At 72.0% G+C, this 12,199-nt stretch carries 12 protein-coding genes; 10 read left to right on the top strand and 2 right to left on the bottom strand.

Annotated features, from left to right (window positions below; all coding sequences use genetic code 11):
- Window positions 1–71: 71 nt before the first annotated feature.
- Entirely contained in the window at window positions 72–1,367 is a 1,296-nt protein-coding gene (locus IEX47_RS10520) for a citrate synthase (RefSeq protein ID WP_188783961.1), read from the bottom strand.
- 303 nt (window positions 1,368–1,670) lie between these two features.
- On the opposite strand from IEX47_RS10520, the gene rplM reads away from it, so the two are divergent.
- Genes rplM through IEX47_RS10495 form a run of 5 tightly spaced genes read left to right on the top strand, consistent with a single transcriptional unit; the run spans window position 1,671 to window position 5,782 of the window.
- On the top strand, window positions 1,671–2,114 hold the full coding sequence (rplM, locus tag IEX47_RS10515; protein ID WP_188783960.1) for a 50S ribosomal protein L13: 444 nt from the start codon (window positions 1,671–1,673) through the stop codon (window positions 2,112–2,114).
- A gap of 23 nt (window positions 2,115–2,137) precedes the next feature.
- The gene (gene rpsI / locus IEX47_RS10510; protein WP_188783959.1) at window positions 2,138–2,638 is read left to right on the top strand and encodes a 30S ribosomal protein S9; all 501 of its coding nucleotides are present in this window, start codon (window positions 2,138–2,140) and stop codon (window positions 2,636–2,638) included.
- 17 nt (window positions 2,639–2,655) lie between these two features.
- Entirely contained in the window at window positions 2,656–4,002 is a 1,347-nt protein-coding gene (glmM, locus tag IEX47_RS10505; protein WP_188783958.1) for a phosphoglucosamine mutase, read from the top strand.
- A 49-nt stretch (window positions 4,003–4,051) separates the two neighbouring features.
- Complete coding sequence (locus tag IEX47_RS10500; protein WP_188783957.1) at window positions 4,052–5,083, top strand: GNAT family N-acetyltransferase; 1,032 nt, start codon at window positions 4,052–4,054, stop codon at window positions 5,081–5,083.
- A 15-nt stretch (window positions 5,084–5,098) separates the two neighbouring features.
- Window positions 5,099–5,782 (top strand): DUF8017 domain-containing protein, encoded by a 684-nt coding sequence (locus IEX47_RS10495; protein ID WP_188783956.1) that lies wholly within the window; start codon window positions 5,099–5,101, stop codon window positions 5,780–5,782.
- On the opposite strand, the gene coaA is transcribed toward IEX47_RS10495, so the two are convergent.
- The gene (gene coaA, locus IEX47_RS10490) at window positions 5,783–6,661 is read right to left on the bottom strand and encodes a type I pantothenate kinase (RefSeq protein ID WP_229662805.1); all 879 of its coding nucleotides are present in this window, start codon (window positions 6,659–6,661) and stop codon (window positions 5,783–5,785) included.
- A 217-nt stretch (window positions 6,662–6,878) separates the two neighbouring features.
- Here coaA and glmS point away from each other — a divergent pair, with 217 nt between their 5' ends.
- The 5 genes from glmS to IEX47_RS10465 all read left to right on the top strand — a co-directional run bounded on the left by glmS (window position 6,879) and on the right by IEX47_RS10465 (window position 12,194).
- Window positions 6,879–8,723 carry a glutamine--fructose-6-phosphate transaminase (isomerizing) gene (glmS, locus tag IEX47_RS10485; protein ID WP_188783954.1) on the top strand — a complete coding sequence of 615 codons (1,845 nt, stop codon included), beginning with the start codon at window positions 6,879–6,881 and terminating at the stop codon, window positions 8,721–8,723.
- Window positions 8,724–8,747: 24 nt separating this feature from the next.
- A complete protein-coding gene (locus IEX47_RS10480; protein WP_188783953.1) occupies window positions 8,748–9,098 on the top strand; it encodes a holo-ACP synthase in 351 nt (116 codons plus the stop codon).
- 310 nt (window positions 9,099–9,408) lie between these two features.
- Window positions 9,409–9,978 carry a C40 family peptidase gene (locus tag IEX47_RS10475; protein ID WP_188783952.1) on the top strand — a complete coding sequence of 190 codons (570 nt, stop codon included), beginning with the start codon at window positions 9,409–9,411 and terminating at the stop codon, window positions 9,976–9,978.
- 35 nt (window positions 9,979–10,013) lie between these two features.
- On the top strand, window positions 10,014–10,742 hold the full coding sequence (locus IEX47_RS10470; protein WP_188783951.1) for a ZIP family metal transporter: 729 nt from the start codon (window positions 10,014–10,016) through the stop codon (window positions 10,740–10,742).
- A 36-nt stretch (window positions 10,743–10,778) separates the two neighbouring features.
- Entirely contained in the window at window positions 10,779–12,194 is a 1,416-nt protein-coding gene (locus tag IEX47_RS10465) for an NAD(P)H-hydrate dehydratase (RefSeq protein WP_188783950.1), read from the top strand.
- Window positions 12,195–12,199 lie beyond the last annotated feature (5 nt).

Below are 12,199 nucleotides of genomic sequence, written 5' to 3'. Positions count from 1 at the left end.
TGTAGCGAGGTACGAGCGGAAAGTGACAGCCGGGTGGTCGGAGGGCCTCCGCCCTGCAGCTTGTTTCAGGTTCAGGCGTCTGCCCAGCGCTCCTCGCGCGGGACGAAGGTCAGCGTGCGGTCGCCCGTGTAGATCTGCTTCGGGCGCGCGATCTTCTGCTCCTTGTCCATGATCAGCTCCTGCCACTGGGCCAGCCAGCCCGGCGTACGGCCGATCGCGAAGAGGACCGTGAACATCTCCGGCGGGAACTGCAGCGCCTCGTAGATGAGGCCGGAGTAGAAGTCCACGTTGGGGTAGAGCTTCCGCTTGACGAAGTACTCGTCCTCGAGGGCGATGCGCTCGAGCTCCTGCGCGACCTGGAGCAGCGGGTTGACCCCGGTGACCTCGAAGACGTCGTCGCAGGCCTTCTTGATGATCTTGGCGCGCGGGTCGAAGTTCTTGTAGACGCGGTGACCGAAGCCCATGAGGCGCTCGTTGCCGGCCTTGACGCCCTCGATGAACGCCGGGATGTTCTCGACCGAGCCGATGCGCTTGAGCATCCGCAGGACCGCCTCGTTGGCGCCGCCGTGGAGCGGACCGTAGAGGGCGCCCACGCCGGCCGCGACGGCCGAGTAGGGGTCGACCTGCGAGGAGCCGACCGAGCGGACCGCGTTGGTCGAGCAGTTCTGCTCGTGGTCGGCGTGGAGGATGAGGAGGACGTCGAGCGCGCGGACCAGGCGCGGGTCGGCGGAGAACTTCAGCTCGCTCATCTTGAAGAGCATCGCGAGGAAGTTCTCGGTGTAGGAGAGCTCGTTGTCCGGGTAGACGTACGGCTTGCCCTGCGCGTGACGGAACGACCAGGCGCCGAGGGTCGGCATCTTCGCGATCATGCGGACGATCTGCATGTGGCGGTTGTCGGCGTCCGCGATGTTGCGCGCGTCGGGGTAGAACGTCGAGAGCGCGCCGACGGAGGCCATGAGCATGCCCATCGGGTGCGCGTCGTAGCGGAACCCCTGCATGAGGCCCTTGACGTTCTCGTGGACGAACGTGTGGTACGTGATCTCGTGGACCCAGGACTCGTACTGCTCCTTGGTCGGGAGCTCGCCGTAGACCACGAGGTACGCGACCTCGAGGAACGTCGACTTCTCCGCGAGCTGCTCGATCGGGTAGCCCCGGTACTCGAGGATGCCCTTGTCGCCGTCGATGTAGGTGATGGCGCTCTTGCAGGAAGCCGTGTTGGTGAAACCCGGGTCATACGTGCAGAGGCCCGGGTCATCGTCGGAGGTCTTGATCTTGCCGAGGTCTGCGGCCTTGATCGCTCCGTCGGTGATGGCAACCTCGTATTCGGCGCCAGTCCGGTTGTCCCTGATGGTCAATGAATCAGTCACGGGCCCCACACTAGGTGCACGTGCGAAGGAGCAGGAAGAGTGCGTCCGGCCAACGGGAACCCTCACCGCCTCACGACGCGCGTTGCGGTACGGCGGAGTTCTCGTTTTGACCGTGCGACACGCCGCTCGTATCCTTGCAAGTCGCGCCTCCTGCCGCGTTCAGGCTCCTCTCGGAGTCGGATGCAGATCCGGATGCTCCACCTCGTGGTGAAGATGCCGGGCAGTGTTCGTCAGAAGGCGCAGCTCCACCCCCGGCGTACATCCGTGTGCCGGGACCAACGAACGAGAAAGCTGTGACCTGCCTTGCGCACCTACAGCCCCAAGCCCGCTGACATCCAGCGTGAATGGCTCATCATCGACGCCGAGGATGTCGTCCTCGGCCGCCTCGCCGTCACCGCCGCGAACCTCATCCGCGGCAAGCACAAGCCGACCTTCGCCCCGCACGTCGCGGGTGGCGACTTCGTCGTCATCATCAACGCGGAGAAGGTCGCCCTCTCCGGCAACAAGCGGACCACCAAGATGTCCTACCGCCACTCGGGCTACCCGGGCGGCCTGACGTCCACCCCGATCGGTGAGGGCCTCGACAAGGACGCTCGCAAGGTCATCGAGAAGGCCGTCTGGGGCATGCTCCCCAAGAACCGCCTCGGTCGCCAGATGCTGAAGCAGCTCAAGGTCTACTCGGGCCCGACGCACCCGCACGCGGCCCAGCAGGCCAAGCCGTTCGAGATCACCCAGATCTCCCAGTGACTTCCAAGATCGAGGACAACACCGTGACTGAGAACGTGACCGAGGTCGAGGAGACCTTCGAGACCAACGCCGAGGGCGTTGCGTACACCTCCGAGTCGACCGCTTCCGCTGACGCGCCGCTGAAGCCCGCCACCATCGCCCCCGCTGCGGCCACCGGTCGCCGCAAGGAGGCCGTCGCCCGCGTCCGCATCGTGCCGGGCACCGGCGTCTGGACGATCAACGGCCGTGAGCTCAACGACTACTTCCCGAACGCGCTGCACCGCCAGATCGCGAACGAGCCGTTCGCCGCGCTCGAGCTCGAGGGTCGTTTCGACGTCATCGCCCGCATCCACGGCGGCGGCATCGCCGGCCAGGCCGGCGCCCTGCGTCTCGGCGTGGCCCGCTCGCTCAACGCCGTCGACGTCGAGGCCAACCGCCCGACGCTGAAGAAGGCCGGTCTGCTCACCCGCGACGCCCGCGTCGTCGAGCGCAAGAAGGCCGGTCTCAAGAAGGCCCGCAAGGCGTCGCAGTTCAGCAAGCGCTGATCTGGCAACCTGCCTTCATGGCAAACCTTTTCGGCACGGACGGGGTCCGGGGTCTGGCGAACGGTGCACTCACCGCAGAGCTGGCCCTGGACCTCTCCGTCGCCGCAGCACATGTCCTGGCCGACCGCGGCGAGTTCAGTGGGCATCGCCCGCTGGCCGTGGTGGGCCGGGACACGCGCATTTCGGGGCAGTTCCTCGAGGCCGCGGTCGTCGCGGGCCTCGCGTCGGCGGGCGTCGACGTCCTGCTCCTCGGCGTCCTGCCCACCCCGGGCGTCGCCTACCTGACCGGAGCGCTCGGCGCCGACCTCGGCGTCATGCTCTCGGCCTCCCACAACGCGATGCCCGACAACGGCATCAAGTTCCTCGCCCGCGGCGGCGTCAAGCTCGACGACACCATCGAGGACGCGATCGAGGCGCGGATGCGCGAGGAGTGGCAGCGTCCGACCGGCGGCGACGTCGGCCGTGTGACGGTGCACGACACCGCCGTCCAGGAGTACGTCGACCACCTGGTGTCGACCACGACCAAGCCGCTCGCCGGCCTGCGCGTCGTGCTCGACTGCGCCGAGGGGGCCGCCTCCGACGCCGGCCCGGCCGCGCTCGAGGCCGCCGGCGCGTCGGTGACCGCGATCCACGCCCAGCCCGACGGCCTCAACATCAACGACAACTGCGGCTCCACGCACCTCGACAACCTGCGTGCAGCGGTGGTCAAGGACGGCGCCCACGTCGGCTTCGCGCTCGACGGCGACGCCGACCGCTGCCTCGCGGTCGACGCCGCGGGCAACGTGGTCGACGGCGACCAGATCCTCTGCATCCTGGCCACCTCGCTCAAGGAGCAGGGCCGCCTCGCCGGCGACACGGTCGTCGCGACCGTCATGAGCAACCTCGGCTTCAACCGGGCCATGGCCGCGGCCGGCATCAACGTCGTCTCGACCAAGGTCGGCGACCGCTACGTGCTCGAGGCGATGAAGGCCGGGAGCTTCTCCCTCGGTGGCGAGCAGTCCGGCCACGTCATCATGAGCGACTACGCCACCACCGGAGACGGTGTCCTGACCGCGCTCCACCTGCTCGAGCGCATGGCGGTCACGGGCCAGTCGATCGCCTCGCTCGCCTCCGCGATGACCCGCCTCCCGCAGGTGCTGGTCAACGTCAAGGGCGTCGACAAGGACCGCTGCGACAGCGACGACGTCCTGCTGGCGGCCGTCGACGAGGCGACCGCCACGCTCGGCGACGAGGGGCGCGTCCTGCTCCGCGCCTCCGGCACCGAGCCGCTCGTGCGCGTCATGGTCGAGGCGACCTCCGAGACCGAGGCCCACGCGGTCGCGGACAAGCTCGCCGACGTCGTGCGCGAGCGCCTGTCGCTCTGACGCGGTAATTCGGTGGCGGGCCGCGCGGCCCCCGTCCTAGCGTCGACGGGTGTCCTCCGTCCTGATCACCCCGGTCGACCCGGCCTCGGCGTCCTTCGACGCCGACCTGCAGCGCTGGTACGACGTCTACCTCGCCGTCACCCTCGACGGCCGGCCCGGCGACGCTGCGCCGTGGCCCCTGCCCGAGGTCCGCGACTTCGTGAGTACGCCGACCGGCTTCCGCTGGTGCGGAGCCTGGCTGGCGACGCGCGAGGGTGAGGCCGTCGGGGCCGGCCTGCTCGACCTGCCCCTCTCGTCCAACCGCACCATGGCGAACGTCTCCGTCCTGGTGCTGCCGGCGGCGCGGCGCACGGGAGTCGGCAGCGCGCTGCTCGAGGTGCTCGAGCGGGAGGCTGCCGCCCGGGGACGGACCCTGGTGCTGGGGGAGGTCGAGTTCGGCATCGACGTGCCCGACGAGGGCGCTGCGGAGCCGGGCCTGCTCTTCGCGCGCTCGCACGGCTACGCGGTCGGGCAGGCGGACTTCCAGCGCCGGCTCGACCTGCCCGTCGACGCCGCCCTCCTCGACCGCCTGGCGGCGGAGGCGGCGCCGCACCACGCGGCGTACGAGCTGGTGTCGTGGCGCGGGCCGGTGCCCGACGACCTGGCGGCGCGCTATGCGGCGCTGGCCTCGCAGCTGCTCGTGGAGGCGCCGACCGGCGACCTCGAGATCGAGGGGGAGGACCCGTCGGTGGCGGCGTTGCGCGAGCGGGAGGCCGCGCGCGTGCGCCAGGGGACGAGCGTGTGGCACACCGTCGCGCTGACGGCGGAGGGTGAGCTGGTCGCCCACACGGTCGTCGCGGTCTCCGAGCACAACCGCGAGCTCTGCGAGCAGTGGGGCACGCTGGTGCGGTCGGACCACCGTGGCCACCGGCTCGGTCTCGCGGTCAAGGTGGCGAACCACCGGGCCCTGCAGGCCGACGGCCCGCCCGCGAAGCAGATCGCGACCTGGAACGCGACCGTGAACGACCACATGGCCGCGATCAACGAGCAGCTCGGTTTCCACAGGGTGGGGCGGCTCGTGGAGGTGCAGAAGCAGATCTGAGGCCACGATGGGTCCATGACCCTTCGACGGATCGCACGCGGGCTGGCCGTCGCCGCCCTCGTCGTCGTGGCCCTGCTGGTGCTGGTGGCGGCGGTGCTCGAGCGGGTGCCGCCGCCCGCGCCGCGGCACGACGACGCCCCGGCGGCGGGGTCGGAGGCGGGGTCGGCGGCGGGGCAGGCCGGGGGCGGGGTTCCTGCCTCGTGGGTGCGGGTCGGGGTGGGGCAGGTGTCCTACGCGGTCCCGCCGGCCTGGTCGCGTCGGCCGGCGGCCGAGCGGGTCGCCTACCGCGAGGACGGCGCGGTCATCGCGTCGGGGCGGGGGCAGGCGCTGCGGTCGGTGCGGGGCTGTCCGGTGGCGTGGGCGGTGCTGGCAGACGGGGTGCGCTCGACCAACCCCGCCGGCGTCGCCGAGGCCACCGCCCTCGCGTGGGCGCGGGGCTACGCCGGCCTGCCGGTCGGGTCGGGGCTGCGCGCGTCACGGGCCGCGCCGGTGCACGGGGGAGTGGGGTGGCGGTCGCGGGTCGACGTGGACCTCGGTGACGGCACCAGCTGCGCGGGGCAGCGCGCCGAGCTCACGGCCGTCGCGCGGCCGTCAGGCGCTGAGGTGGTCACGCTGGTCGTGGCGCGCTACCTCGACGTGCCCGGCGGGCCGTCGGACGCGGCGTACGACGGGGTGGTGGGGTCACTCGCCGTCGAGTGATCAGATCTTGCGGAGGCGGACGTAGCGGACCGAGTGGTCGGCGTCCTTGCGCAGCACGAGGGTGGCCCGGGAGCGGGTGGGGAGGACGTTCTCCATCAGGTTGGGACCGTTGATCTCGTCCCAGATCCGCTCCGCCTCCGCACGCGCCTCGGCCTCGTTGAACTTCGAGTAGCGGCGGAAGTACGAGCCCGGCTTGCGGAACGACGTCTCGCGGAGCTTGAGGAAGCGCTCGACGTACCACCGCTTGATGTCGGTGGTGGCCGCGTCGACGTAGACGGTGAAGTCGAAGAAGTCAGAGACCGCGAGGCCGGTCTTGCCGTCGTCGCGCGAGCGCGCGGGCTGGAGGACGTTGAGCCCCTCGACGATGACGATGTCGGGCGACTGCACGACCACGGTCTCGTCGGGGACGACGTCGTAGACCAGGTGGGAGTACGTCGGCGCCTCGACCGCCTCGCGGCCCGACTTGATGTCGATGACGAACTTGAGGAGCGCCTTGCGGTCGTAGGACTCCGGGAAGCCCTTGCGGTGCAGGATGCCGCGGCGCTCCAGCTCGGCGTTGGGCAGCAGGAAGCCGTCGGTGGTGACCAGCGCGACCTGCGGGTGCTCGGGCCAGTGGGCGAGCATCTGCTGCAGCACGCGCGCCGCGGTCGACTTGCCGACGGCCACCGAGCCCGCGAGCCCGATGACGAACGGCGTGCGCGGCGGCTGCGGGCGGTTGAGGAACTCCTCCTGGCGGCGGTGCAGGCGGCCCTGCGACTCGACGTACATGGAGAGGAGGCGGGAGATCGGCAGGTAGACCTGCTGGATCTCGTCGAGGTCGAGCTCGTCGCCGAGGCCGCGCAGCGCGCGGATCTCGTCGCGCGTGAGCGGCGACTTCATGTCCGCGGCGAGCTCCGCCCACGCGGTGCGGTCGAGCTCGACGTACGGCGAGGTGTCGCGCTCGGGCTTCGGCTCGCCCTTGTGGTCGGGCCGTGGCTCCACGCGCACGTGCTCCTCCGGCCGCGCCGGGGGACGCACGGGGTCGTGTGACATGCCGCGATTCTTGCAGTCCGCGTCGGGCCGCGGGCGAACGGTCCCTCACCGTAGACTGCCGCGCATGTGCGGAATTGTGGGCTACGTCGGGAGCAAGCAGGCGCAGGGCGTCGTCATCGAAGGCCTCCGCCGCCTCGAGTACCGCGGCTACGACTCGGCCGGCATCGCGCTCGTCCACGACGGCGCGATCGCCTCGGACAAGAAGTCCGGCAAGCTCGCCAACCTCGAGAAGGCGATCACCGAGCAGCCCCTGCCCGCGTCGTCGACCGGCATCGGCCACACCCGCTGGGCCACCCACGGCGCGCCGACCGACCGCAACGCCCACCCGCACCTCGGCCAGGAGAAGCGCCTGGCGCTGGTGCACAACGGCATCATCGAGAACTTCGCCGAGATCCGTGCCGACCTCGAGGCCGACGGCCACGAGCTGCTGTCGGAGACCGACACCGAGGTGGCCGCCCACCTGATCGAGCGCGAGCTGCTCAAGGGCGTCGACCTGACCGCCGCGATGCAGGCTGCCTGCCGCCAGATGGAGGGCGCGTTCACCCTCGTCGCGATCGACGCACAGGACCCCGACCGGGTCGTCGCCGCCCGCCTCAACAGCCCGCTCGTCGTCGGCCTCGGCGAGGGCGAGAACTTCCTCGGCTCCGACGTGGCTGCGTTCATCGAGCACACCCGCGAGGCCCTCGAGCTGGGCCAGGCCCAGGTGGTCACCCTGACCCGCGAGGGCGTCGAGGTCACGACGTTCGACGGCGAGCCCGCCGAGGGCAAGCCCTTCCACGTCGACTGGGACCTCTCCGCGGCGGAGAAGGACGGCCACGACTGGTTCATGCGCAAGGAGATCTTCGAGCAGCCGCGCGCGGTCGCCGACTCGCTCCTGGGGCGCCGCAACGCCGCTGGCCGGCTCCAGCTCGACGAGGTCCGCCTCTCCGACGAGGAGCTGCGCGACATCGACAAGGTCATCGTCATCGCCTGCGGCACGTCGTTCTACGCCGGCATGGTGGCGAAGTACGCCATCGAGCACTGGTGCCGGATCCCCGTCGAGGTCGAGCTCGCCAGCGAGTTCCGCTACCGCGACCCGATCCTCACGCGGGAGACCCTCGTCGTCGCGATCTCCCAGTCCGGCGAGACCGCCGACACCCTGCAGGCGATCCGCCACGCGCGCACGCAGCGCTCCAAGGTGCTGGCGATCTGCAACAGCAACGGCTCCACGATCCCGCGCGAGTCCGACGCGGTGATCTACACCCACGCCGGCCCCGAGATCGGCGTCGCGTCGACCAAGGGCTTCCTGACCCAGCTCGTCGCGTGCTACCTGCTCGGCCTCTACCTCGCGCAGGTCAAGGGCACCCGCTACAACGACGAGATCGCCCAGGTCGTCGACCAGCTCGAGCAGATGCCGGCCCACATCGAGACCGTGCTCGGCCAGGCCGACCAGGTCTACGCGCTGGCCCGCGAGTTCGTCGGCACGCCGTCGGTCCTCTTCCTCGGTCGCCACGCGGGCTACCCGGTCGCGCTCGAGGGCGCGCTCAAGCTCAAGGAGCTCGCCTACATCCACGCCGAGGGCTTCGCCGCCGGTGAGCTCAAGCACGGCCCGATCGCGCTGGTCGACGACGGCCTGCCGATCTGGTGCGTCGTGCCGCCCCGCGGCCGCGACCAGCTCCACGAGAAGATGGTCTCCGGCATCCAGGAGGTCCGCGCCCGCGGTGCGCGCACCATCTGCCTCGCCGAGGAGGGCGACACCGCCATCGAGCCGTACGCCGACGAGCTGATCCGGCTGCCGAAGGTGCCGGTCCTGCTCCAGCCGCTCGTGGCTGCCGTGCCGCTCCAGCTCTTCGCCTGCGAGCTCGCGACGCTGATGGGCCACGACGTCGACATGCCGCGCAACCTGGCGAAGTCCGTCACGGTCGAGTGACCTGGTCCTGCTGAGGGTCGCGCGGTGATCGTCGGGATCGGGGTCGACGTCGTCGACGTCGAGCGCTTCACCGCGTCGCTGGCGCGGACTCCCGGGCTGCGTGCGCGCCTGTTCACCGACGCCGAAGCGGAGCTGCCGGTCGAGTCGCTGGCCGCCCGGTTCGCGGCCAAGGAGGCGATCGCCAAGGCGCTCGGCGCACCTGCGGGCCTCTCCTGGCAGGACTGCGAGGTCGTGCGCCTCGACGGCGGCCGGCCCACGCTGGTGCTGCGGGGCACCGTCGAGGCGGCCGCTGCCGCGCTCGGCGTGACCCGCACGCACGTGTCGCTGGCGCACGACGGCGGCCTGGCGACGGCGTACGTCGTGCTCGAGGGGTGAGCGTGGCCGCGTGAGGCAGCCCACGCCGCCGTGAGGCAGCCCACGCCCGGATCGTGTCCGCGGTCACGGCGCTAACTTTTGCAAGCGCCTTGAATGTACGAGTCCTCCCACCGGAGGGCCACCCGCGCCGCGCCGAGGCCCGCGCTCGACGGGGGTGAACCAAGCACGAAGAAGTAAGCGCGGGCACGGAAGACCCAGGTAGTACGCCGGTTCACTCCGGCTCGGGGCTCAGGACGCGCACGCGTCCGGGACACCAGCAGTCCTCGCCCGACAGGTCATCTTTCGCAGGCGCCGCTGCCGGAGTCATCCGATGTTCACCACCACGTCCTCGCGCGTCGCCGTGCGCCTTCTGACCGCCCCGCTCGTGCTGACCGTCCTGGTCACCGCACAGGCCGGTGGCGCCGCCCACGCCAGCACCACCACCTCGTCGGCGTCGACGCCGGCCCCCGCGACGTTCAGCTACGCCCAGCGCCCGCTGATCCAGGAGAGCGCCAAGGCGCGCCAGGAGCGCCTCCAGCGCGAGGAGGCCGCTCGCGAGCGCGCCGCCGCCGCGATCGGCCAGCGGATCGTGGCCGCTGCTGCCGCGCAGGCCGGCAAGCCCTACGTGTACGGCGCGACCGGCCCCTCGGCGTTCGACTGCTCCGGCCTGACCGGCTGGGCGTACGCCGCGGTCGGCATCCACCTGCCCCGCACCTCGGGTGCGCAGGCCGCCGTCATGACGCGCGTCTCCGACCCGATGCCGGGCGACCTGGTCTACATGCCGGGCCACATCGGCATCTACGCCGGCAACGGCCAGATGTGGCACGCGCCGCACACCGGCGACGTCGTCCGCCTCACGACGATCTGGACCACCAACGTCGTCTACGGCCGGGTGCGCTGACCCGGTTCCTCGGCTGTACGCCGTAGGTTGGGCGCGTGCTCGAGGCTGCGTTCTGGGGAGGGGTCGGCGGTGCCGCGCTGCTGCTCGGCGCCGCGGCCGGCATCTGGCTGCCCGTGTCGACGCGGGTCATCGGCCTGGTCATGGGCTTCGGCACGGGCGTGCTCTTCAGTGCGGTCGCCTTCGAGCTGACCGAGGAGGCGTTCTCCCGCTCCGGCACGCTCGCGGTCGTGCTCGGCCTGCTGGGTGGCGCGCTCACGTTCTTCCTCGGTGACTGGTTCCTCGACAACCGCGGTGGCCACCGCCGCAAGAACCCCGAGGGCATGCACCCCGACGCCGGCCCGCTGGCACTGGTCCTGGGCGCGCTGCTCGACGGCATCCCCGAGTCTGCGGCGATCGGCATCTCGCTGGTCGGCGGCTCGGGCATCGGCATCGCGGTGCTGGTCGCGGTCTTCATCTCCAACGTCCCCGAGGCCCTGTCGGCCTCCTCGGGCATGCGCGCGGACGGCATCAGCATCGGCCGGATCTTCGGCCTGTGGGGCGCGGTCACGGCGGCCTCGACCGTGGCGGCGGCCCTGGGCTTCGCCGTGCTCGGCGACGCGGACCCGGTCGTGGTCGCGACGACGCAGTCGTTCGCAGCGGGCGCGATCCTCACGATGCTGTCGGACACGATGGTCCCCGAGGCCGTGAAGTACGCCGGCCGGTGGGTCGGGCTCGTGACCGTCGTCGGCTTCGGGTCGGCGTTCCTGCTCTCGGCGCTGGCCTGACGCCGGGCGCCGCCCGTGCGGCGCTAGGTTGAGGGCATGCGGCACGCCCACACCGTCGCGCAGGTGCGCGCAGCCGAGGAGGCCAGCCCCGACCTCGCGTCGGGGGTGCTCATGCAGCGCGCCGCCCGCGGGCTCGCGCATGCGGTGATCGACCTGCTGGGTGGTGCCTACGGACGGCGTGTGGTGCTGCTCGTCGGCTCCGGCGACAACGGCGGCGACGCGCTGTACGCCGGGGCGTACCTCGCCCGGCGTGGTGCGCTGGTCGACGCGTGGCTGCTGTCGGAGCGCGCGCACCCCGGCGGCCTTGCCGCTCTGCGCGCTGCGGGTGGCCGGACCGTGGCGTCCGCCGCGAGGGCGGACGTGGTCGTCGACGGCATCGTCGGCATCGGTGGCCGCCCGGGGCTGCGGCGCGAGGCTGTCGCGGCGTGCCGTGCCCTCGGCGTACGGGTGGGGGCGGACGAGCACGCGCGGCCGCTGGTGGTGAGCGTCGACCTGCCGAGCGGACTGGACGCCGACACCGGCCGGGTCGAGGGGTCCCACGTCATGGCGGACCTGACCGTCACGTTCGGCACCGAGAAGGTCGCGCACCTGGTCGACCCGGCGGCCGCCGCGTGCGGCACGGTGCACCTGGTAGACATCGGGCTCGACCTCCCGGCCGCGGCGGTCGAGGCGCTGCAGCAGGCCGATGTGGCCACGCTGCTCCCGGTGCCGGAGGGAGCGGACCACAAGTACACACGCGGCGTGGTCGGCGTACGCGCGGGGTCGGCGACGTACCCCGGCGCGGCGCGGCTCTGCGTCGCGGGCGCGGCGTCGGGACTGGTCGGGATGGTCCGCTTCCGGGCGGTCGACGGCGACGAGGACACCGCGCGCCGCGTCGTCGCCGCACGCCCCGAGGTGGTGACGAACGCCGGCCGGGTGCAGGCCTGGGTGGTCGGCTCCGGCGGGGGAGACCGGGCTGCCGACGCGCTCGCCGAGGCGGTCGGCGACGGCGTGCCGGTCGTCGTCGATGCCGACGCCCTGGCCGCGGTCGACGGCCCGCTCGCGGTGCCGGCCGTGCTCACGCCCCATGCCGGCGAGCTCGCGCAGCTGCTCGGCATGGAGCGCGCGGAGGTCGAGGCCGACCAGCTCTCCGCCGTACGCCGGGCGGCCGACCGCTTCGGGGCCGTGGTGCTGCTCAAGGGGCGCCGCACGCTCGTCGCCGAGCCGGCCGGCCGGGTGCGGGTCAACACGACCGGAACGCCGTGGCTGGCGACCGCCGGGGCGGGCGACGTGCTCGCCGGACTCATCGGCTCGCTGCTCGCCGCCGGGCTCGACCCGTTCGACGCCGCGTCGGTCGGCTGCTGGCTCCACGGGGCCGCGGCGACCGCGGCGTCGGCGGGCGGTCCGCTCACCGCGTCGGCCGTGGCCGACGCCCTTTCCGCGGCCGTACGCCGCGTCCTCCCGACGCCATGAACCCG

The sequence above is a fragment of the Nocardioides phosphati genome (genome assembly GCF_014646375.1).
Lineage (GTDB): Bacteria > Actinomycetota > Actinomycetes > Propionibacteriales > Nocardioidaceae > Nocardioides > Nocardioides phosphati.
Note: the sequence above shows the minus strand (reverse complement) of the source record. Positions and strands in the feature narration are given on the sequence as shown.